Source organism: Xylanibacter brevis ATCC 19188, from assembly GCF_000621725.1.
GTDB lineage: Bacteria > Bacteroidota > Bacteroidia > Bacteroidales > Bacteroidaceae > Prevotella > Prevotella brevis.
Map to the genome: position 1 here is coordinate 147,644 of NZ_JHXM01000004.1, position 22,912 is coordinate 170,555.

Annotated in this window: 14 protein-coding genes; 10 read left to right on the plus strand and 4 right to left on the minus strand. The window is 40.4% G+C overall.

Annotation, left to right across the window (positions count from 1 at the left end; genetic code table 11):
* Positions 1–391: 391 nt before the first annotated feature.
* Complete coding sequence (locus tag T433_RS0103520) at positions 392–1,459, minus strand: DUF4238 domain-containing protein (RefSeq protein ID WP_027454874.1); 1,068 nt, start codon at positions 1,457–1,459, stop codon at positions 392–394.
* A gap of 163 nt (positions 1,460–1,622) precedes the next feature.
* Here T433_RS0103520 and T433_RS0103530 point away from each other — a divergent pair, with 163 nt between their 5' ends.
* From T433_RS0103530 to T433_RS0103560, 6 genes are all read left to right on the plus strand, one after another.
* A complete protein-coding gene (locus T433_RS0103530; RefSeq protein ID WP_027454875.1) occupies positions 1,623–1,847 on the plus strand; it encodes a helix-turn-helix transcriptional regulator in 225 nt (74 codons plus the stop codon).
* 88 nt (positions 1,848–1,935) lie between these two features.
* The gene (locus T433_RS0103535; protein ID WP_027454876.1) at positions 1,936–4,782 is read left to right on the plus strand and encodes a DEAD/DEAH box helicase family protein; all 2,847 of its coding nucleotides are present in this window, start codon (positions 1,936–1,938) and stop codon (positions 4,780–4,782) included.
* Positions 4,783–4,794: 12 nt separating this feature from the next.
* Positions 4,795–6,831, plus strand: a complete 2,037-nt coding sequence (locus tag T433_RS0103540) for a DNA methyltransferase (RefSeq protein WP_027454877.1) — start codon at positions 4,795–4,797, stop codon at positions 6,829–6,831.
* Positions 6,832–6,847: 16 nt separating this feature from the next.
* On the plus strand, positions 6,848–8,665 hold the full coding sequence (locus T433_RS0103545; protein ID WP_027454878.1) for a GmrSD restriction endonuclease domain-containing protein: 1,818 nt from the start codon (positions 6,848–6,850) through the stop codon (positions 8,663–8,665).
* 186 nt (positions 8,666–8,851) lie between these two features.
* Positions 8,852–12,604: a hypothetical protein gene (locus T433_RS0103555; protein WP_211249741.1), complete on the plus strand. Its 3,753-nt coding sequence runs from the start codon at positions 8,852–8,854 to the stop codon at positions 12,602–12,604.
* A gap of 5 nt (positions 12,605–12,609) precedes the next feature.
* Positions 12,610–14,601, plus strand: coding sequence for a hypothetical protein (locus T433_RS0103560; protein WP_044109147.1), 1,992 nt, complete (start codon positions 12,610–12,612; stop codon positions 14,599–14,601).
* Between the two features lie 58 nt (positions 14,602–14,659).
* Here the strand turns inward: T433_RS0103560 and T433_RS0103565 are convergent, their stop codons facing one another.
* Positions 14,660–15,334 carry a vWA domain-containing protein gene (locus T433_RS0103565; RefSeq protein WP_248616472.1) on the minus strand — a complete coding sequence of 225 codons (675 nt, stop codon included), beginning with the start codon at positions 15,332–15,334 and terminating at the stop codon, positions 14,660–14,662.
* An 822-nt stretch (positions 15,335–16,156) separates the two neighbouring features.
* On the opposite strand from T433_RS0103565, the gene T433_RS0103570 reads away from it, so the two are divergent.
* From T433_RS0103570 to T433_RS0103585, 4 genes are all read left to right on the plus strand, one after another.
* A complete protein-coding gene (locus T433_RS0103570; RefSeq protein ID WP_044109179.1) occupies positions 16,157–16,531 on the plus strand; it encodes an A1S_2505 family phage non-structural protein in 375 nt (124 codons plus the stop codon).
* 78 nt (positions 16,532–16,609) lie between these two features.
* Positions 16,610–18,682, plus strand: coding sequence for a nuclease-related domain-containing DEAD/DEAH box helicase (locus tag T433_RS0103575; RefSeq protein ID WP_027454882.1), 2,073 nt, complete (start codon positions 16,610–16,612; stop codon positions 18,680–18,682).
* A gap of 12 nt (positions 18,683–18,694) precedes the next feature.
* On the plus strand, positions 18,695–19,132 hold the full coding sequence (locus tag T433_RS0103580) for an NUDIX domain-containing protein (RefSeq protein WP_027454883.1): 438 nt from the start codon (positions 18,695–18,697) through the stop codon (positions 19,130–19,132).
* A gap of 49 nt (positions 19,133–19,181) precedes the next feature.
* Positions 19,182–20,114, plus strand: coding sequence for a PGN_0703 family putative restriction endonuclease (locus T433_RS0103585; protein ID WP_027454884.1), 933 nt, complete (start codon positions 19,182–19,184; stop codon positions 20,112–20,114).
* 33 nt (positions 20,115–20,147) lie between these two features.
* On the opposite strand, the gene T433_RS0103590 is transcribed toward T433_RS0103585, so the two are convergent.
* Together T433_RS0103590 and T433_RS0103595 are read right to left on the minus strand one after the other, a co-directional pair.
* Positions 20,148–21,416 (minus strand): ATP-binding protein, encoded by a 1,269-nt coding sequence (locus T433_RS0103590; protein ID WP_248616473.1) that lies wholly within the window; start codon positions 21,414–21,416, stop codon positions 20,148–20,150.
* 1,160 nt (positions 21,417–22,576) lie between these two features.
* Positions 22,577–22,891, minus strand: a complete 315-nt coding sequence (locus tag T433_RS0103595) for a hypothetical protein (protein ID WP_027454886.1) — start codon at positions 22,889–22,891, stop codon at positions 22,577–22,579.
* Positions 22,892–22,912 lie beyond the last annotated feature (21 nt).

Here is a 22,912-nt window from a genome sequence, read left to right on the forward strand (position 1 = left end):
AAAAAAAGCACTTATTTGGGGGGTAGTAGGCACTTTAGTTGGCGAAACCAACTATGAGCAAGCTCTTCGCTGCAAAAGTAAACAAAATTTCCAAGTCAAAAAAAACAAACAAAGAAATAAAGTCTCGTTTTAACTATAACAAGACTTTTGGGGAGAAACTTATGACTGACACACCACCGTAGAAGAATCTACAGATGCGCTTGTGCACTACTTGATTTTTTCAAGTACGAAGCCTAATTCGTAGTTTTGTTCCAAAACATACCCTAAGCCACTCTCCCCCAGGGAGTAAACTCGTACTTTTATTAGGTACCATTATCAGAATTAACGAAACACCTCAGCAGTAGATGTTACGTGCCGAAAAACCAAAAAAAATGTAATATCTTTGTCTGTATTATTTTCTATTTTTCAATTCCTCATAAAACCTTTGTCGATCTTCAACAGAAGCCGAACCTCCTAAACTTCTAAGATATTGTTTAAGTTCTGGATTCTTAGATAAATAGATTGCATGTTCCCTAAGCAAATCTTCTTGATAACAAGAGTTTAAGTTAAGAGATTTGGCTTTGTCAAGAATATGAAAAAAAGGAATTTTGCATTGCCCTTTCATAAATAATTTGAATGGCTGAGCATTTAGTCTCATCTTTTGAGCATATTCTCTTAAAGGGATGCTGATTTCATGCAAAGGATTATATGCCAATATTTCATTTGCCTCGTTTGCGATAAGCATATTCATTGTTTCAATATCTTTTGCTTCTCTTATTATGACTTTCCCTTTTTTATTTCCAACTTTATATATATTAGAATCATAAAACAATATCATCAACTTGGGGGTAAGAGGCATCATTAGACAAGCACCTTTATAACCAAGTGTCTTTACTCCTGCATATCCCAAATAATCAAAATATGGATTAATCGTAAAAGCCGGACAATCTGACGTTATAAAAAACGAATCGCATTTTGAATCTATGCAAACTAATTTGAAAGACAAGTCTGCCATATCTATTATCATGCCTGCATAAACACTTAGCGAAAACAATGGAGGCTCTTCAAAACGAAATTCCAAATGAGGATCGAGTTGTTTTGTACCAGTACATCTCTTGAAAATTTCTAATGACATTTCGTTAACATCATCGCTTAACTTTTTAGACATATAAGTTGTCCGACCAAGTTGTATCATTACATAGGTCAAAATATTTAATCGTTCAACTTCATGTAGGCTATAATCATTATTGTTTTCTAACTTATGGAATGCTAACATACATAATCGTTCTATATCAGAAAGAGCTTCTTCTATTGTATGGTCTTTTGAATAAAAGTAGTCTTTACTCATCGTACTTTTTATGGGAGATTGATTGATTACGAGATTTTTATTAATGACATATATGCCTATGTTCTTACCATCGTTCGAAAACAAACGTTGATAAGACTGAGGGATAATGTGATGGTTCTTCTTTTCTGCCATTTTTATTAGGTACTTTCAATACGCAAAAATACAAAAAACAATGGAAAAACGTGCGATTATTAACGAAAATCAGCAGAAAAACATCATTTTTATTGCGCAATTTGCATTTTTCTCAATTAAAAATTTTATTTTTGCACCACTTAGTAACAAATAGTATGTCACAATGGACAGAAAAATAAATCGTATTAAGACCGCGTTAGTCGACAAGGGGAAAACCAACAAGTGGTTAGCTGAGCAGTTGGGCAAAGATCCTGCAACCGTAAGCAAGTGGTGTACCAATGTGTGTCAACCATCCCTCGAGACCCTTATGCAAATTGCAAAGCTTCTTGGAGTACAAGTAGATGACCTGCTGAGGTTTGAAGAGTTGCCTGACATAGCAGAGCATTAGTCTCAATTACAGTGAAGGATCTACTTTCAGAAACTGCACCAGCTTGATATGGAATTGCAAGGAACTTAGAAACCAAGAAAAGAATACAATGTTTTATAAACTCATAGAAAAGAAACGTAACGAATGGCTGGCATCTGAGGAATGCACCATCAAAGAACTGCTGCTGTATATCATTCAGCGGGGCGTGATGCGCGATGCCCAGTTGGAGGCCATCAAGACATACTTGTTTCTGAAAATTGCCTGCAAAAACCAGCCTCTATGGCAGCTTTTTGTTGATGGTGTTTTCAACGACACCAACATTGGGCAGATGGAACTGACTGAGACTGCCCGGCAAATATTTAGCACTAACAAAGCAGCTGTAGCTTTGTTCCAATATTCGCGCCTACACGATAAGAAGGGGAAGCAGCTGGCTCCCGAATTGGAGCGCTATATAAAGGAGCATGCCGACGAGATAGACTACGAGGCTACGTTTCAGAAGATATTCTACGGCGTCACCTACACCGACTATCTCTTTAGTCTGCCTATGGGAGCCGGCAAAACCTATCTAATGGCGGCATTTATCTATCTCGATCTTTACTATGCCCAGAATGAGCCAGACAATCCCGCTTTTGCCCATAACTTTATGGTGATGGCACCATCGGGCTTGAAATCATCGATTGTGCCCAGCCTAAAGCATATCAAGGAGTTTGACCCGTCGTGGATTATCCCTGAGCCATCGGCAACAGAATTGCGTCGACTGATTAAGTTTGAGATTCTGGATGAGCAGAAGGCTGCCAAAAAGAGTAATCGCATCAAGAATCCCAATGCTCAGAAGATAAACAACCACCAACCATTTGAAGATTTGAAGGGATTGGTGGCTATAACGAATGCCGAAAAAGTAATTCTTGATCGTTTCGATACCGATCAAGACCCATCGCTTTTCTCAGAAGAAGAATTGAAGCGTATGGCATCAGCCAACGAACTACGAGAACTTATAGGTTCAATACCTAACTTGGCTGTATATATTGACGAGGTGCATCATGCTGCCGATGGAGAAATTAAGCTTCGACAGGTCGTAAACCAATGGACAGAGAAACATACATTTAATTCTGTCCTTGGCTTCTCAGGTACACCTTATCTGGATAGTGCTGAGCCGTTGAAAATATCTGAAACACTGACCATCAAGAATACAGACCTTGCCAACGTTGTGTATTACTATCCATTGGTTGATGGTATTGGCAACTTCCTGAAGAATCCTGTAGTAAAGTTTGAGGATAACGACACCCTGACGATTGTCGCCAATGGTGTACGTGAGTTTCTTGATAACTACCGCGACACTATGTATGCAAACGGAACATGCGCCAAACTGGCCATCTATTGCGGTCAGATTGAAACACTTGAAGAAAGCATCTATCCATTAGTGGCAGAGATAGTGGCGTCCTACGGACTGTCACCCACAGATATTATTCTGCCTTATCATGGTGGCAATAAGCAGTACCCACAACACGAAGGTTCTGAAACGGATTTCGCATCTCTCGACACTTCTATCTCAAAATACAAGATTGTACTCCTTGTACAAATTGGTAAAGAGGGATGGGACTGCAAAAGCTTGACGGGTGTTATCCTGCCACAGAAGGGTGTCTGCCCCACGAATATGGTGCTCCAAACCTCTTGTCGCTGCTTGCGTCAGGTAACGAAGAATAGTCAGGAAACTGCTCTTATCTGGCTCAACAAGTTCAACGCAGAAAAGCTGAATCGACAGTTGCAACAACAACAGAATATTACGCTTAAAGAGTTTGGTGGCAAGCCGAATGTGGAGCCAAAACTGATAGACCGCTTCTCACGAATGGAGCGTATGCAGGTGCCTAAGATAGACTACTATCAACTGAAGGTCAGCTATGAGACTCTTATAATAGATGATACAAACAATACTTCACAACGCTTGCAAAGTGAGAGCACTCTGGCTTTGGCAGATATTTCCCTAATTCATCAGCAGGATATGGAAGGTAATCTAATTGCTTCCGTTGAGCAGGAAAACAAAGAGAAAATGCACACTTCTTTCCGCTGGTGGCTCCACCAGATAGCCAAGGAGAGTTTCGGTATGGTAACGATGGCCGATTTGAAAAAGTGCGAGGTAGAACTGCGATCTATCTTCTCTAAGATTACTACAGAGAAGGATGGTGTGTTGATAGAAAACACGAAGTACAACCATCAGCGTGTCCGTTCGCTTATTCGTCAGGCGTTTGCTCCTCAACGAGACTTTACTACTAAGGAAGAAATCTTACCATGGCAAGCCTGTCTGTTGCAGATTGAACGAATGACATCACCCATAGAGGATTCCGAGAAGTTCTTCCCTGACCAGCAGGTTGTTCACGAGATTATGGAGTGGGACAAAAGACCTCCTCAGCAAGAGTTGACGGCTGACCAGAAGGCTAAGATAGCCGAACTGGAGGCTTTGGGCATAGATGTTTCAGCACTGCGCACTCCCCAACTCGACCCACATCCAGAGCGTGACCAGACGTACCACTATCTGCCTTACCGCTTCGACAGCGGTCTGGAGAGGCATTTCCTATCGCAGGAGATTCTTCCGCTGATTAAGGAAAAGGCATTGGAGGTCTATTTCAACGGCGATGACACGCTGACAGATTTCAAAATTGATTGCTACAAACATGTTGGTAATAATTGGCTATACATAGGTAGGTACGTGCCCGATTTTATCTTGCTTAGTCGCAATGAGCAGAGGCAGATAGACAAGGTTGTTATCATAGAAACCAAGGGTGAGGGCTTTGCCGCCAAATTCAAGGATAGACTCGACTTTATGTCAGAATTTGTTAAAAAGAACAACGACAAGTTTGGTTACCAGCGTTTCGACTTCCTCTATTTGGAAGATACACTTAATGCAGAGCAGCGTCGTCATAAGACCCTTGCCACCATCAAGAATTTCTTTAACGTGTAAAAATACAGAGCTATGGCTATTAAATATGTTCCCTATTTCCCAAATACGCTTGAAGGACAAGCTGTATTAGACAATTTTGTACGCACCAAACGCGTGTTACGCTATCGTGACAACGACCAAGTTATAGAGCGAGTGCAGAGAGGTATGCCACTCTATGAGATGGAATTGAAAGAGCAGATTGGTCAGAACCCTAATAATCTGGTGATCCGTGGCGAGTGTCTGTCCGCTTGTGCATATCTCAGAGACAACGGTATCTTTGTTGATCTCATCTATGTTGACCCGCCTTTTGCCAGCGGTGCCGACTATGCAAAGAAAGTGTATATCCGACGCAATCCAAAGGTGGCAGCTGTTATTTCCCAAGCAGAAAGCGAGCTTGACATCGAAGAACTGAAAGCCTTCGAGGAAAAAATGTATGGTGACGTATGGGACAAAGAGCGTTACCTCAATTGGATGTACGAAAACCTCATGGCGATGAAGAGTATCATGAGCGACGAAGCAAGTATCTATGTACACTTGGATTATCACATTGGACACTATGTAAAGATTTTAATGGATGAGATCTTTGGGGAAGACAATTTTAGAAATGAAATAACGTGGAATAGTACAGCCTCCCATAATGATGCCACAACTTCATATAGTGAAATAACTCAATGCATATTCTTCTATTCGAAAAATGAAAAGAATACATTCAATATACAATATGTACCTTATTCAGATGAGTATATTGATAGCGAATGGACTAAAGCTCCTTCTGGACGCTACTATAAATTTGAGAATATGCTTGATCCACAGGGAAAAATGGACGCCTACGATTTTCATGGAACAATTGCAAGATGGCGAACAACTCCTGATAAATTTGAAGAATTATGGAATGCTCCACAGACAGAGGTTCCCAATAGCCATGGGCGGATTCGTTTAGGTAAGAATGGGAAACCAATAAAACGTTGTCGAATAGTTTTTATGGACGAACTTCCTGGCGTTCCAGTTAGTGACAATTGGACTGACATTGCATACGTTGCAGGTAGAGCAAGAGAAAATGTAGGATATTCCACACAAAAACCAGAAGCTCTATTGGAACGTATCATCAAAACCAGCTCAAATGCAGGAATGCTTGTTGCAGACTTCTTTGGAGGTAGTGGCGTTACGGCAGCTGTAGCTAATAAGTTGGAGCGAAATTTCATCCATTGCGATATCGGTATCAATAGCATTCAGACAGCAAGAGACCGCTTATTAGCAGATAAAGCTGAGTTCAAAGTTCTGGAGATAAAAGACGGTGTATCTCTTTATCGCAATCCCGTTCAAACGATGGATAAGCTTAAGAGTTTGATAAAAGGATTACGCAATGAAGATGCATTGGACAAGTTTTGGGAAGGCAGCATCGTAGATACCCAACACGGCATGATGCCCGTCTATCTGCCCAACCTGATGGACAGCTCAACGCGTCTACTTGACAAGCCACTGATGAACCGCATCATCCGCGAGGCACTGCCTGACCTACCAGACGACACCAAACGGGTAATCGTCTATTATATCGACATTACAGACCGTGAGGATATTGAGTTGTTTATCAAAGAACAAAACACCCAAACCACCATCGAGATTGAACTGCGCGACCTGAAGCAGGTGCTGGACGAAGTTGTGGTGGAAGACGAGGCCGAATGGGAGTTAACAGAAACGCAAGAAAGCCTGTTCAAAGGCTGGAAGGTGGAACTGAAGAGTTTCCACAGCGACCGTGTGTTGCGTAAAATTGAGGAAGTGAACATGAAGGGTCAGCAGCAATCCTTAGCCAAAGGCAAGGCTTTTAAGCCTATTGAGATTAGCGATGAGGGACTGGAAACTATTGAGTGGCTCAGTCTGGACTGCACAACCGCTGACAAGCAAGCACCCTGGCATAGTGATGCGGAAATTAAGATCGATCGCTTGGGTTACGTTATCCTCAACGGAAAGAAGACCAAAGACTTCTGGGATTCCACCATAACGTGTGACCAGAAGCCACTCCGCATGAAAATCCGAAATATCTGCGGCGACGAAACTATATACGTTATATAATAAAATGACAATTACTATGGCAGTAGAATCACATGATAAGAAACTAAGTGAACTCCTGACTTGGGTAGGTCAGGGTAAGGCGCAGCTTCCCGAATTCCAACGTAGCTGGGTTTGGGACGATACTAAAATATGCAAGCTCATCGAAAGTATCACTTCAGGCTTCCCAATGGGAGCAGCCATGTTCTTAGAAGGGCACGGCGATTCCGTACGTTTCAAGTGCCGCAATTTTACAGGAGTTAATTGTCCTGATGACATTTCTCCAGACTGGCTGGTACTGGATGGTCAACAACGCCTTACAACACTCTATCAAGTGTTCATGTGCAAGAAGGCTGTGGAAACACGTTTGGATACGAGCCGTGATAAAACTATATACCGTTATTATTATCTCAATATAAAAGAATGCTTGAATCCAAACGCAGATAGGCTTGATGCAATTGTATCCATTTCAGACAAGAAACAACGTTTTTCGGACATGGGTCGAAAAATTGATTTGGACTTGTCTACTCCAGAACTGGAGTATAAAGAATTAATGTTCCCGCTCAACTTGGTCTTCTCACCTAATGAGATAGATGACTGGCGTTATGGAATGGAGGAATATTATCAAAATGATTCAGAGCACCGCCTTTTGTTCAGGGATTTCTCTCAGAAGATATTACGTCCTGTACAAGACTATCAGATGCCCGTTATCCAACTGACAAAGGACACACCGAAAGAAGCTGTTTGTCAGATATTTGAGAATGTCAATACTGGTGGCGTACCTCTGACTGTATTCGAACTCGTTACAGCCACTTTTGCTGCTGATGAATATGACCTTAGAGCGGATTGGAACGCAATCCAAAAACAGTTTGCGGATAAGAAACTGACCGTACTCAAAGATATTACTGGTGCCAATTTCCTGGCAGCAATGACACTGCTCGTGACATACAAAAAGAGCCTTGTAAATGAGAGTGCTGTTACTTGTAAGAAACGTGATATTCTACGTTTGGAGCTTTCTGACTATAAAGCCAATCACGATGCTCTTGTTGCTGGTTTTGAGTCAGCAGCCGCTTTCCTTTCTCATCAGGGAATTTACAGTGAGCGTGATCTTCCTTACTCGTCACAATTGATTCCACTTGCCGCAATCTATGCTTATGATAGTGAGTTGAAAGAAAAGCGTCCTCTTATGCTCAATCAGAATCTTGATCTTCTGGCTAAGTGGTATTGGTGCGGTGTATTTGGAGAGCTATATGGTGGTGCTAATGAAGCCCGATTCGCTCTGGATATAGCCAATATATTTGAATGGATAAAAAGTGGAACACAGCCAGACACTGTTACACGCTCCAATTTCCAACCCACACGTCTTCTATCTATGCAGACACGTAACAGTGCTGCATATAAGGGCGTAATGGCAATGATTATGCAGGATTCGCCACTTGATTTTATGAGTGGGAACAAGATGGACATAGCATCTTATCTTGACGAAGATACAGATATTCATCACATCTTCCCTCAGGCCTATTGCGAGGGGGCAAAGTTACCGATTCGGAAATGGAATTCGGTAGTCAATAAGACGCCTATCTATGCTTCCACAAACCGTTCTATCGGTGGTCGTGCTCCCAGTGAGTATATTAAGACCATGAAGAACAAAGGTTTGTCAGATGATCAAGTCGTTAACGCTATCTCGTCTCACAAGATTAATTACGACTATCTTGTTACAGATGACTTCGATGCGTATTTCGTTGACCGCGCCATTAAGTTGCTCAATCGCATAGAAAAGGCAACGGGTAAGTCTATAGCGGGACGTGATAGTGAAGAGACTGTTCGTGAATTTGGTGTTGCTCTGACTAAAGCTTGAAAAATCACTATCAGAAAAACATCTATCTCTATTGTGTTGAGAATGACTTGTAAAACAAGCATTCTAAAAAGTTGAATACAAGAGCACTGCCTTTCAAATGGCAGTACATCCCATTGGTTTTTCCACAGTAGGAAGATTTTTGGCAAGAGAAGTTTGGAACTGATGACAATATAGGATTGAATTAAAATGGCTTTGACATATAAAGAACAACTGAGCAAACATGTAGAAGGCATCTTCAAGGGTTATACCGAGCCAGGACTTCACATCTGTGATATCGCTACAGGTGGTGGAAAGTCATACACAATCGGCAAACTTACATGTGAATACTATCCTAACGAGTTTGATCGTATTATCATCTTATGCGTACAAAATAAGTTGGTAGATGGCATGAATAGAGAGATAGACCGTTTTATCAACGGGAGAAATAGCCTAATTTCTCCTCATGATAAGATGGTTATAGAAAATAACCCAGAAGTCATTATCAAGGCTGTTAACAATGGCTCTTTTCAACGCTTGCTTGATAAAATATGTTATCATATAGGAGAACAAAAACAGAATGGATATAAAGCAAAGGATTTACAATACGCATTTAACGCTGTAAGGAAGACATTTGAGGGGCTTTCAAGTCTGGTAAAAACGCTTGATGACAATGGTAAAAACGAATTCTTGGAGGGAAAAATAGAAGAAGGAGAAGGTGCACTAAGAAAAACGGTTCGTAGATTTTTCGATCTTTATAGAAAACATCTTGAAAACACCAAACAACTGAAACAAGCCACACTTGATACTATGCTCTCACGCTTTCCGGAATTGGCAGAAGCATATCCTCAGGTGAATTTTAGGCGTAAGAAAGTCCTTTTAATGACCGTACACAAAGCTGTTTATGGGATTGATCCAATACTCTATGAAAAGATTCGTCTGCAGGATATGGCAGATCGAAACAAGCGGACACTTGTCTTGTTTGACGAATCTGATCAAGCTGCAACGGCCATTCGTTCCGCTATTATTGATCAATCCATAAAAGGATCGAAGTCTTTGAAAGGTTATAATGGCTATCTTCACTACAAGTCATTAATAGAGAATCCCGAATCTATATCTGATAGATATTATGGAAGTACATTAGAAAATGGCATTAAAAAAGCTCAAACTATAACAAATACCAACTGGAAACGGTCATTTGGTGATGTCATTCCCTATAAAAACATCTTCCTTGATGATACGGAAGACCTGGAGTCATATAGGCGTGGCGTGTTTTTCTCTGGTCCAGCATTGCGATTGAATATTGCTCCAAAAGGTGACGTTACCAACTCGTATATTTGCTATCGTAAAAACGATAAACACTTGAGTTTAATCCATGCTAAAGAGAATGATATATTACTGTCAGAGTATTCTATAGTTGTTCCTCTTGAGAAATTTCTTTCTCTAATAATCAGTAACACTACTGCTATCAGATCGCAGCTGCGTAAGGTTATTGCAGAATCATTAGAAAAAAGTCGTGAGAAATTCAAACAAGAAAGCAAAAATGTTGGTAATAACACTTCTGAGACGCAGCAGTATCTTGGTTATCCTACTCTCGAACGCGAGATTCATACTTTGTTCTCTCGATTTGAAATAAACTCAGAATATCAGTTTGAGCAACAAATGCTTGACTTTATGACAAACAGAAAAAATCTGTTTGTTGGTGATGACAACAAGAAGAAACTTCCAGATTTCTCTGTGTATTCGCAAGGTGTTCAGCTTTATCAAGAGGAGATTGATGAACTTGATAACCAACATAGGGTAAGACTTACTTGTAGAGAAATAGCTACTACTCCGGAGAAAATATTGATAGATCTTGTAAACTCTAAAAATACATCTGTAGTACTTTGTTCAGCAACGGCATCTTCATGGTCTGTGGTCAGCAATTGCGACATCAATTACCTTAAGCATACACTTGGCAATAAGGTACATATGCTTTCCTTAGAAGATCGAGAGACATTTGATGATCTCGTTGACAAAACATATCCTGTCGGACACAACATTGAAATTGTTCCAATTGAGAAACATGAGTATCAAGATAAAAGAGAAAACGGCATAATACTTCCCGACAAATACAGACAGATGTTCTCAACAGATGCCATAGAAGAAGGTTTAGTTGACAAATGGTTTAAGATTAAAAACAGAGAACTTAAAAAGACATCAAAAGATATTGAAGACCATGTATTTCAACTCTATCGACTGTTTCAGTTTATTGAAGCTTACCATTGGTTCATCAGCCATCAAGATATCCATAGCATGATATTTTTTCAAAACAGAACCGGTGACAAGGATAGAGAACAGATTCAACTCTTAAGTTGCTTGATTGATGGTTCTTATAAAGAACAAGAAAACGAGTTTGATGATGAGATTCCAACTAATTGGGAAAACAAGCATATACGCATATCTAAGGACTTAGAGGATGTAGAAACAAGAATCTTACCCGAACTTAGTAAGGACAAAGACGCGAAATTGATGCTTATCAGTGCATATGGCAGTTTTAAAGCCGGAACAAACCTGCAATATGATATTCCCGATGGACTTGATTATATTGCTGGTGATAACTGGATCACTGAAAGTGACAAGCTAAAGAAAGACTGGGATGCTATCTATATTCAGGCTCCCACGGCTTATTTGATGATGGGTGAAGACGGTAGCGAATCAACATACGAGAAAAGTTTATATAATGCTATGCTCGTTTTAATGATGCTCTATCAACGTGGAAGTCTTTCTATGAATGATGTTTCTCAATGGCTTTATAACGCTCTATCTAATAATTTTATGTTCGGAGAAAAACGCAATAATGGAATTATTAAGGACAAATCTGCATGGGCGCAGACAACTATAGAGCAGGCTGTCGGCCGTTTGTGTAGAACAAGGAATAAGCCTCGTACGACTTATATTCTATATGACAAATCGATGGAGTCTTTCTTTGACGCAGCCAATATGGAAAAATCTCTCACGAAAGAATTCCGAATTCTGGCTAAATATGTCATTGAGCATCGGTCTCCAACAATTATTGAATATAGTCCTGATGAGATTATTCGAAGTAACAAAGCTAACCAAGTACAATCTCTTCTTAACCGTATGAGGCAGATTGCACTAAGATATACTCCACATAATAGTGACGAGGAGGAATATGATGATGACATAGATGAAAAAGATGATGTTCCATATAATGTGGTAATCCATCAACAGATGAACCAGAGTTATAAGCAGACTATTATAAAAAAGCCTGTAATCGATAGTATTGATGAACTTGATGATAATGACAAACAACTGACGTGCATCGCTGATTGTTATGGACGGTGGAATCAAGACGAAAAAGGATGCTATTCTTTCTCATGCGAAATAGGACGGAATAATAGAATCTGTGTAAAAGGTAACGGCAAATCATTTACTATATCGCCTTCAACGGTAAGGTTAGATGTTCTAATGAAAAACCCCGTTATTAAGAGTCATTTTGAAAATAATGGTTTTGCTACAACTTGGAGAGCAGGTGGTTTGATACTACATCCTCAGATTTTGGCTACAGATTATGCCGGTGAGATTGGAGAAGAAGCATTTAAGGCAATTCTTCTTCATTATACGGATTGTTCAGAAGAGAATCTCAAACACCTTGAAGGCAAGGATTACGAACTGGCAGATTATGTTGTTACCAATCCAGATGGCAGCTACAAGGTTGCCTTCGACGTGAAGAACATGCGTCCAGATGCTGATCATAATGACAGATATGGTGACATGCCAACTACCTTAAAACGCGAAATAAAGTGTAAACGTCTTGGATGTGAGATTGTAACAGTCAACATGCTGAAACTACCAGCCTCCAGCATGGATGAAACTCGTGAAATTGGCGGTATTATAGATGAAAACGGCAACATCATCTATAGTGCTATTGAACAATTAAAAAATCTTGTAAATAATTGAAAAATATGATAGACGAGCAGTACATTAAGAGTCTGCCTCTTACCACTAATAAGATAGAGGTCGTTTTCAATCAGACTGCTTTTTTTGCGAAGTATGCTATAGTATCTTACTATGGTAGTAACAAAGAGTCAAGGAATCTTGCCTATGAGCAGTTTGCCGACAAACCGTGCCTATCTGTCACTGGAATAAGATCAAGATGGGGTGTATTAAGATTCCCCGAAACTCGTTTCTTTATTCTTACGAAGAAGGGGGATGAAGCAGATGTTCTAAACAGTCTTAGAGGCTATGAGTTTATCCGCTCTAAATACGACAGTTTAGAAGAGTACGATGATAAACTTAAATTGAGAATCGTTGCTTCGCTTGCAATAAACTCTTTGGGAAAAAAGAAATCCAACACAATGATGTATAATGATGGCTCATTGTTAGTTTGTGATGACAAGAACTTTAATGTACCAAAATCAAGGAAAGAACTCGTTTGCTTGAAAATTGAGGTGAATGAGTATATGAATCTGACAGCCAAAACCACATCATTCTCTAATCCGTCATCTTACAAGGAGCTTAACAAATACAAGAACTGTGTGTTCCATGTTGGTAAAGATGTGGGTGGCTGTTTATGGGAAGGCCAGTCAGTAAAGCCAATTGTCATCAGGGAAGTTAAGAAAGATGGTTATAACCTTCAAGAACTATATGTTCAAAAGAAGAAATACAGTGACAATAAAAACAATGTCCCATATTGGCCATATAATCAGGAAAACTATACCCATGGAAAACTCTTTGTAATATGGCAGATATTGCAGTTAGTAAATGAAAGTTTTAAAGAAGTAGTTAGACTCAAATTCTGTGATTTCAACGTTTTACACTACGATGAATGCAGGTCTAAAAAGGAAATGATGCTTTTTATGCAGAATTATCTGAACGGCAGATCTATCTTTATAGAAGACCCTTTCAAAACTGTTTTTTCTAAATCTATAGCTAAACAGTTTAAGAATGAGGCAAAAAATATTATCGGAGATTATTTGTTGTTCCCGACAAAACCTTCTGGTAATGATATGATTATTAAATTTTGCGAGCCGCGTGAAAAAGAACAGACTCAAACATATTATACCAAATTATTAGAAAGATTGCCGCATAGCGGAAATGCTCTTCAACATATCATTATTAGTGGCAATGAAAAAGACGATGTTATTGACAAAGCAAGTGCAAGACGCATTTTGATAGAACTCGTTGTGAAAGATTCGCTTGTCAAGGGAAAACTGCCTTTACAATTGACGGAACTCATTCATAACTGGGTATTCTATCGCTATAAGATAAACAATGGTACAATTCATGGAGCATCTTTTACAGCGAATTCAAATGGAGATATAGCCATCCAAGAGTATGGCTTGGGGAAAAACAGACTTGGCGATGATTTCGATTTGTTTGTACAAAGCAATCTGAATTATTATGAATGTGACAGAATTCGAGGAGCCAGAGATTATATGGCTATGAAGAAAAATGGCAATGTATACCTAATTATTGATACTGACGAGATTCCTATTCTTGATGTCTCTCAAATTAATGATGCGTATGATGATGTCGTTAATAGAGGCGAAACTGTAGCTTTGTTCAAAAGAAAGACGAATTATGAGGCTCATAAATATCTTAGAGGGTATATTGGTTTCCATCTTTGGAAGTCTGATGGCATAGATGGGGAAAACGAGGGTTCATATTCCTACATATCTGGTATTAATAGCGAAAATATGCAAATAACTCAAAGTACCAAAATGGATAAGATGCCGAGAGCAAGACGAATATTTGTATTGCACAAAGAGAATCCAGCTGCAGTAGAAGCAGAAATCATGGAAATAGTCGAGATGCTTAAGTTCGGATTCGGAAGATGGAATGAGTTGATGACATACCCATTCCCTTTCAAGTTCCTTCAAGAGTACTTAGACAATGTTTGCGAGACGGTATTCTCCAAGCATTGGAAGGAAATAACATATAGCGGCGATTTGTAGAATATCGTCAGATAATGAATCCGCTCCAGTCATTGCAGAAGCGGATTCATTGCAATAATCAGGACTCTTCTTCACTGAAGAACGAACCTGTAGGAATAGCGGCATCCTCGGCTATGCAGCAGTTGTAGCGTTCGCGGCTTCGACGTTCGCGGGCAAACATGGCCTTGGTACCTTCCTCGTCCTGCTGGAACTCCATGTGTTCCTCGATAGCGAAAGACTGAGCCATCGTCTCGACATCGAGGTTGTCCGTGCCGATGAGCGTAAAGGTCCAGTTCTGCTTCTTCAGCTTCTCAATCATCGTGCGAACCATCTTCAGCGTCCACTCCTCAGAGCTATTCTCCTCACCGTCGGTGATGATGGTGACGAGTACGTGATCACCATCTTCCACCTGTGCATTTACCTTAGCAATTCCCATGCCGATGGCATCGTAGAGGGGTGTGCCACCACCGGGGGTGTAGGCTTTCCAGTCGAGGTTCTTGGTGCGCGAGGCAGGGGCATTGTCGTAGTGCCAGGTAGTGTGGCCACTGTCGAAGGTAAGGAGGGTGACGCGTTGCTCCTGGTCAGGGTACTTCTTCTGCATCTGGCGAACGGTCTGGAGAGTCTCGTTCATACCGACGAAGGCCTGCTTGCGGATGACATACATTGAACCGCTCTCATCGACGATAATCAGATTGTGGACACGCTTTGTTTCTTTCTTGTTCTGCTGCTTGGGCATGGGATCATTTCTTTTCATAATCGTAACAATTTTAAATGGTGAAACTTCATTTTAAGACGTCTTTCATCTATTTAAAGATGGTTTTCGGAAAAAATTAAGCTATTACGACAAAAATTTTGTATATTTGCGAAAAAATTGCCCATGTATTATCAAAGACTGTCAGACGACGAGATTATAGAGGGCTTCCGTGAGGGGGACGGCGACATTATCCGTGAGTATTTCTACGGGTATTGTGAGGCAGGATATCGGCTTTTCGACCAGCGGTATCAACTGAGCGGGAAGCAGAATCTCGATTTTATGTCGCTGGCTCACCAGTATGCCATATACCTAATGGAGCACGACTGGAAGCCTTTGGAGGATCACTCGCCGGAGGTCAGTCTGAAGACGTGGCTGATTGGTGGGTTCCGCTATGTGGTGCTCGATGCGCTGAAATGGTATCACAGGGAGTACGGCAGCATCACCTTCGAGGATTATCTGCAGTCGTTCGACATGAAGGGCGACAACCTGCGCTTGCAGTTCAATCGCATCGTGGAAGATATATGCGACCATGCTCCTCTCGACAGATGGGACAGACTGATTATCACAATGATATTGATTCGCGGCTTCAAGGGGAAAGAGGTGGCTGCGGAATGTGGTATCACTCCTTCGGCTGTGTCGCAACGCTACAACAAGCTGAAAGATGAAATCATCGTGCCATACTTCAAAAAGAACTTCGACATGGATCTGGATATGCCAGAGGTAATGGACGAACGAACTGTTGTGTTTGCAGAAGCAGGAGCTATGTATACCACAGAAGCACCTATGCCTTACGAAGATATGGTTTTGGGAAAAGAAGAAATTATGGAACAGAGACGTACAACACCAGATTTTATTACAGAGCTGCAGACAAACGAGATATTTGTGTTTGGCAGCAATCTGAAAGGTATGCACGGCGGTGGAGCGGCCTACATCGCCTACCGCAAGTTTGGCGCCATCATGGGGCAGGGAGTTGGTCTGCAAGGTCAGAGCTATGCCATCCCTACGATGCAGGGCGGCGTAGAAACCATCAAACCCTACGTGGATGAATTTATCGAGTTTGCTAAAGAAAATAGGAATCTCACCTTCCTCGTTACCCGTATCGGCTGCGGTATTGCTGGATTCACAGATGATGAGATTTCGCCACTTTTCGAGAAAGCACATAACTTAGAGAATATCGTATTACCACAAAATTGGTAAGATTAAAGGTATAGGCATCTTAACAATCATTACATACAAATCTATGACTTTGTTCGAATATTATTAATAGTATCTATCATGGCGAAACTATATCCTCCCATAGAAGTAATCAAAAAGAGAAAGCCTGCTGCTACCCCCGGGGAAAGGGCATTACTTAGTTTCTTGCTACACAACTATGATGATGAATATGAGATATTCTTCCAGCCTTTCCTAAATGGTGATTTGCCTGATGTTATCGTAATGCATAAAGGGTGTGGAGTGATGGTTTTCGAAGTCAAGGATTGGGATTTGTCAAATTACAACGTCAGTTCAAGCGGTAAGTGGATTGTAAAAGCGAATGGCGCTGTCAACAAAAACACACCTCTCAGACAGGTGTTGAGGTATAAGGAAAAGCTATACGATCTTCATATAGATTCTCTGCTAAATCTACGCTTGAAAGATTTTAAGTATTGGTATGTAGTAAACTGTGCCGTCTATTTTCATTGTAGTACGACAAAGGAGGCTAATGATAAATGTAATGGAGAATTATTATGTGATTCCTGCCATGTTGGTATCTGTAAACAATGTTCTGTCTGTCAGAGAAAGATGCGAAATTGCGAAATTTCTGCAAACCGTAGTATAGAACAGGAAAAATGCAGAAAATACAAGACCTGGGTGGACAAGAACTTTACCATTCTTGGAAATGATGCGCTGAACAAGGCTACGATGGACAGAGTTTTCGATGAGCGATGGATTAGTCGTCGCAGCCGGTATTTCTCAGAAGATTTATACAATAGTTTCGTACGGATTCTTCGCCCATCTTTCCATACGATGGAGGATGGAATGGACATAAAGCTTTCCAAAGAGCAAGAGTTACTTGCTAAAAGTACAGAGGGTGAAAGAAAAAGAATAAAGGGTGTTGCTGGTTCAGGGAAGACACTTGTGTTGGCGCAAAGAGCGGTGAATGCTCATAAGAGAACGCAAGGACAAGTTCTTATTCTTACTTTCAATATCACTTTGCGTAATTATATTCACGACAAAATTAGCCAAGTCCGAGAAGAATTTGCATGGGAATTCTTCAACATAAGTAACTATCATGACTTTATCACATCGAACATGAACAATGTAGGAATCGATTTCGATTTCCTTGAAACAGACGAAGAAGGGAATAGGGTTTTTATGAACGACAGAGTTGCCTTTGAACGTCTGGCAGACGAAAAGATATATTCAAATCTACATCTGTTCGATGGGCATATAAAAGAACTCCCTAAATACGATGTGATTCTTATTGACGAGACGCAGGACTACAAAGAAAATTGGATAAGAATCATAAAAGACAACTTCGCAACTGATAATGCAGAAATTGTAGCCTTTGCCGACGAAAAGCAAAATATCTACTCACGCACACTTGATGTAGATAAAATGCCTGTGATACCTATACAAAGTGGACCTTGGGATAAAAAGTTGAATAAAAGCTATCGTCTATCAAAGAAAATTGCTTTGCTTGTTTCTGACTTTCAGAAAAAGTATTTTGCCCAGAAATATATTGTTGAAAATCAAATTGAAACAGATACAATGCTGTCATTGTTCGATGAGCCTTACATTGAATACCATTATTATGAACCTACAGCCGACGAGATGGAGGACAAAAACCTTGCTAAATATATATATTCTCAAATCCTAAAACATAGTCTTAATTCCAATGACGTAACCATTCTATCATCACGAATCAGGATGCTCCGTAGCCTCGATTATATGCTACGAAAAGAAAGCAAAGAGAATACGAATATAATGTTTGAGACAAGAGAAGAATTCATAAAGGTGTTTCCTAATTCAACAACAGGATTGGAGAAGAATAGTGAAATAGAAAAGATACGAAAGAATAGAAAGGCTAATTTTTGGATGAATCGCGGAACAATAAAACTCAGTACGATTCACTCTTTCAAAGGATGGGAAAGTCCAGCTCTATTCCTTGTCATTGAAGATAGTATAGGAAGCAATGCTGTCCTCAATAACCAACTTCAACCTGTCGAATTTTCAGATGAGTTAGTCTATACAGGACTAACACGCTGTCAGAACTATCTTTTCATAATCAATCTTGGTAATCAGGTATATCATGATTATTTCTCAAATAGCATTCTGATTGACAAAAAGGTTGATGCGTCCAAATAAAACTCTTCGAATATGACATACACCTATAAATATCCAAGACCGGCCGTTACGGCTGACTGTATCGTAATAACGAGAGAGGCAGAGCCAATGGTGCTGCTGATCCAGCGAGGGAATCCACCTTTCAAGGGAGCATGGGCTTTTCCTGGCGGATTCATGAATATGGATGAAACTACGGAGCAGTGCGCTATACGTGAGCTGGAGGAAGAAACTGGGCTTAGAGTGACAGAGGTTCGCCAAATTGGAGCATACTCAAAGGTTGATCGCGATCCAAGAGGTCGTACAATAACGGTAGCTTATCTGGCTATCATTGATGAACCGACAGCTGTAACTGGTCAAGATGATGCTGCCAAGGCAGAATGGTTCTTACTGTCTGACTTGCCACATCTGGCATTTGACCATTATGATATCATGCAGGATGCCATCCGAAAATATAAAGAGGGTAGGAAGTAAATGCTGGGATTAATCAATTATTAAGGATGAAATGCTTAAGTAAGACTCTATGACAATTAAAGAATTCACTCAGAAGTGCAGAGAACTGCAGGGCAAGTATCGCGAACGTATGGGCGAGCCAATGGGAGTTGGGCCACACCTTAAGAAAGGTACGCCACAAATAAACATGTTGGTTGATGGCGACAAGACTGGTAAGAACTTTGTGAACGAGTTTACTTTTAATTATGCCAAACATAGAGTAGAAAACAAACAACCTCATGAGACGATTGACGAATATCGACTCTTCAATAATATGCTATCCAGTCAACCAATGGCATTTAACCTCTTTTGTCCCTTTATAGAAATGCGAGAGCAAGGTAAGGGCGACATTGTCAGCAGAATCTTTCAGAATATATTTCCCGATAAATATATAAGTGAGGTTACAGAAGTAGAATTAGAGTATCTGGATACAGACATTAAAAAATATCTGAACGATAATACCGCAATGGATGCTATCGTACGTTATAAAGATACGGATGGCAAACCTGCCTTTGTCGCGATAGAAACAAAGTATACAGATGTGTTAGGCGAAAACACCAGTAGAAAGAGCGATGTACTATATGATGTATGGATTAAGAGAATTGGTATGTTCAAACCTGAAACTGAAGCAGAATTACTTAAGAGTGCAGAGGCAGCCAAGGATAAGAATAAAAAATTAGATGGAATGAAAGTTGTGACGCAAATTTACCGCAACTTCCTTCTCACTGAGTGCTATGGTATTATTAAGGGGGCAAACAGATGCTATTCTGTTGTGCTCGCCCCTGCACAGCATCCAACTACAGAAAAAGAGGTTGCATCATTACGGAATGAACTTAAACCTGAATTCCAGAATAAGATTTCGGCTATTTCTCTCGAATATTTTATAACCCAAACATTAGAGATATGTCCCGATGAAGATAAGGCCCCATTCGAGTATTTTAAAAATAGGTACATGATCAAATGAAAAGCGGCTCCTATTAAGGAGCCGTTTTTTGTGTTAGTCTTTCAAACAACCAATGGGAACCACAAATATGCCATCTGGCCGTTGGTATGCATAGGGGCCAACAGCAGTTAGTACCATCTTGAATGAAGGCTTCTTCATTTTCGTGGTATCTATGGTATCGGCAAGCGTATTCAAAGCATCTGCACCATCGTTTATCAGTTTCTCGCCGCCAAGCTTTACCTCTATCAGTCCATAGGTGCCATTGCGACGATGCAACACGGTGTCACACTCCAGACCTGAACTGTCGCGATAATGATATAGTTTCCCGTCGAGTGCCTCGGCAAAAACACGCAGGTCTCGCACGGCCATATCTTCGAAGATAAGTCCGAACGAGTCCAGATCATTTATTAGGTCTTTGGGACCTAAGCCTAACGATGCCGTACCTATGCTTGGATCAACGAAATGGCGTGTGTCGCTTGTACGAATAGCTGCCTTACTGCGGATATTTGGATTCCATGCATCAAGGTCTTCAATTACAAAAAGCTTTCTCAGTGCTTTGATGTAGTCGGCAACGGTATCCTCGTCAAGTGTTTGTGAGTCGTTTGACAGCATATCGGCCTTGATGGTGCTATAGGGTACTTGCTGAGAAATGTTGCGGGCATACGAACGGAGTAGTAGACGTGTACGCTCTGGGCTGCGTTTTACTCCGTCAACACGTTGTATATCTCTTTCAGAAATGTCATCAACATAGCCAAAGGCCTGATCCAGTGCAATATCACCTTCCAGCAGCGTTGCTTGTGGCCAGCCACCACGGCATGTCAGAAAGGCTATACGCTCCAAATCAATGCTATTTGGTTGCGGTTCGAACGTCTCGCCATCAAAGAGCTTAGCCAGGCTGACACTGCCGGTAGACTCGCCAGACTCATATAGACTCATCGGTCGCATTTTGACTCTGCCAATACGCCCCGTTCCGCTGTGAACAGTGTCTTCAGCCTGTGGAGCAACAGTAGAACCCGTCAGGATGAATTGAGAAAAAGCACTTCGCTTATCAACCTCATTTCTGATAGTGTCCCATAATTCTGTTATTGTCTGCCATTCGTCAATCAGTCTGGGTGTTTCGCCTTGGAGGAGTGTCTTCGAACTGATTTCCATCATCTGTTTGCTCTGTTTCAAAACTTCAGTGTCACCTAAGTCAAGTAAACTCTTGGCTTGCTGGCGAGCGGTAGTTGTCTTGCCACACCATTTAGGGCCTTCAATCAACACAGCCCCCTTGCCTGCAAGCTTGCGAGCTAATAGTCTGTCGGCAATTCTTGGTTTATACATACTGTCCATCATTTTATTTGTTTTTGATTTTGTGTGCAAAGTTACAGATTTATAATGAATTATCCAAATTTTCATGTAACTTTTCGGTTGTTTGCGGTGATTTTGTTCGGTTGTTTGTGGCGAATTTGTTCGGTTGTTTGTGACGAATTCGTTCGGTTGTTTGTAATGATTTTGTTCGGTTGTTTGTGATTTTTCGTAGAAATCCCTATGTGTTTTTCAGGCACCACCTACAAGAACCAACTAAAGCGCAGTCATGGCAACATGTATACATTTATACCTGTGTACTTGTATTCATTAACACCAATATACATGTAATCATTAATACTTGTATACACTATCCATACCCATTATTACCCGAGTTCGTGTGTCTAATTACCCGAGTTCGTGTGTAAAAATATCCCAATTACCCGAATTCGTAGGCTATAAGCATCATAAATAGCCCTAAAACATGGTAGATTTCCCCCGAAAAACTCCTAATTCGGGTAATTAACAGGCTAAAAACTCCTAATTCGGGTAATAAGACAGAATTGGCTCCTAATTCGGGTAATTAATAGGCAAAACTACTAATTCGGGAAGATAACCCAGATACAGCTACCAATTCGGGAAGATAAAACGATGTTTAGCTGCACAAAAACGGCCAAATGAAGACTATCTGGTAGGTATAAGCATGATAAAAAAGTCATTATCGGCTACCAATTCGGGAAGATAACTCAGATTCGGCTACCAATTCGGGAAGATAGCCCGAAAAACCTCTGTTTAAAGGGGATTTGATGTATTTTGCTATAACGAATTATATTAAATCATAAATAAAGCTTTAATAAGTAAAACAAATAAAAGTATATGTTATATGATCGTTTGTTAACAACAAGGATGAACAGAAACTAACTGATTAACAGAATGTTACATAAATTTATCACAAAAAAAAGCAACTTATCTTCCCGAATTCGTTACTTTTACTTCCCGAAATTGTTGCCCATCTTCCCGAAATTGTTGCTTTGTTCCCGAATTCGTTAGTCTACACTTTAAAATAAGTAGGCGAGAGCTTTCATCTTCTCCCGCCTACATTAAACAATCCAAGGCACAATCATGGCAACATGTATACATTAATACCAGTATACTCGTATTCATTTATACATAGCCACATATAGACATGTATACCTCTACATAACATCATCAATGGCTCGCCCCTTTTTAAGCTTTATCTTTCCGTTTTTACCTTCATAAGACGCAATTCCTGCTTGCATCCAATGCTCCATGACGTTACGCACAGAAAAGCGTTCTTTATGGGCTATAGCCTGTGCTTTTTCCCACAGTTCAGGACTACAAATGAAGGAACAACGTCGATATTCATTGTTATCTTGCAACTTTTTCACTGAGCGAACATATGTTTTGTCCTTTTGAGGAGTTTGCCCCGTTTGTTCCCTCATGATGTCATCAAGATTCACATTGACTGGTTTTATCTTTATCTTTTTCATGTTTTCATTTATTAATGTGTA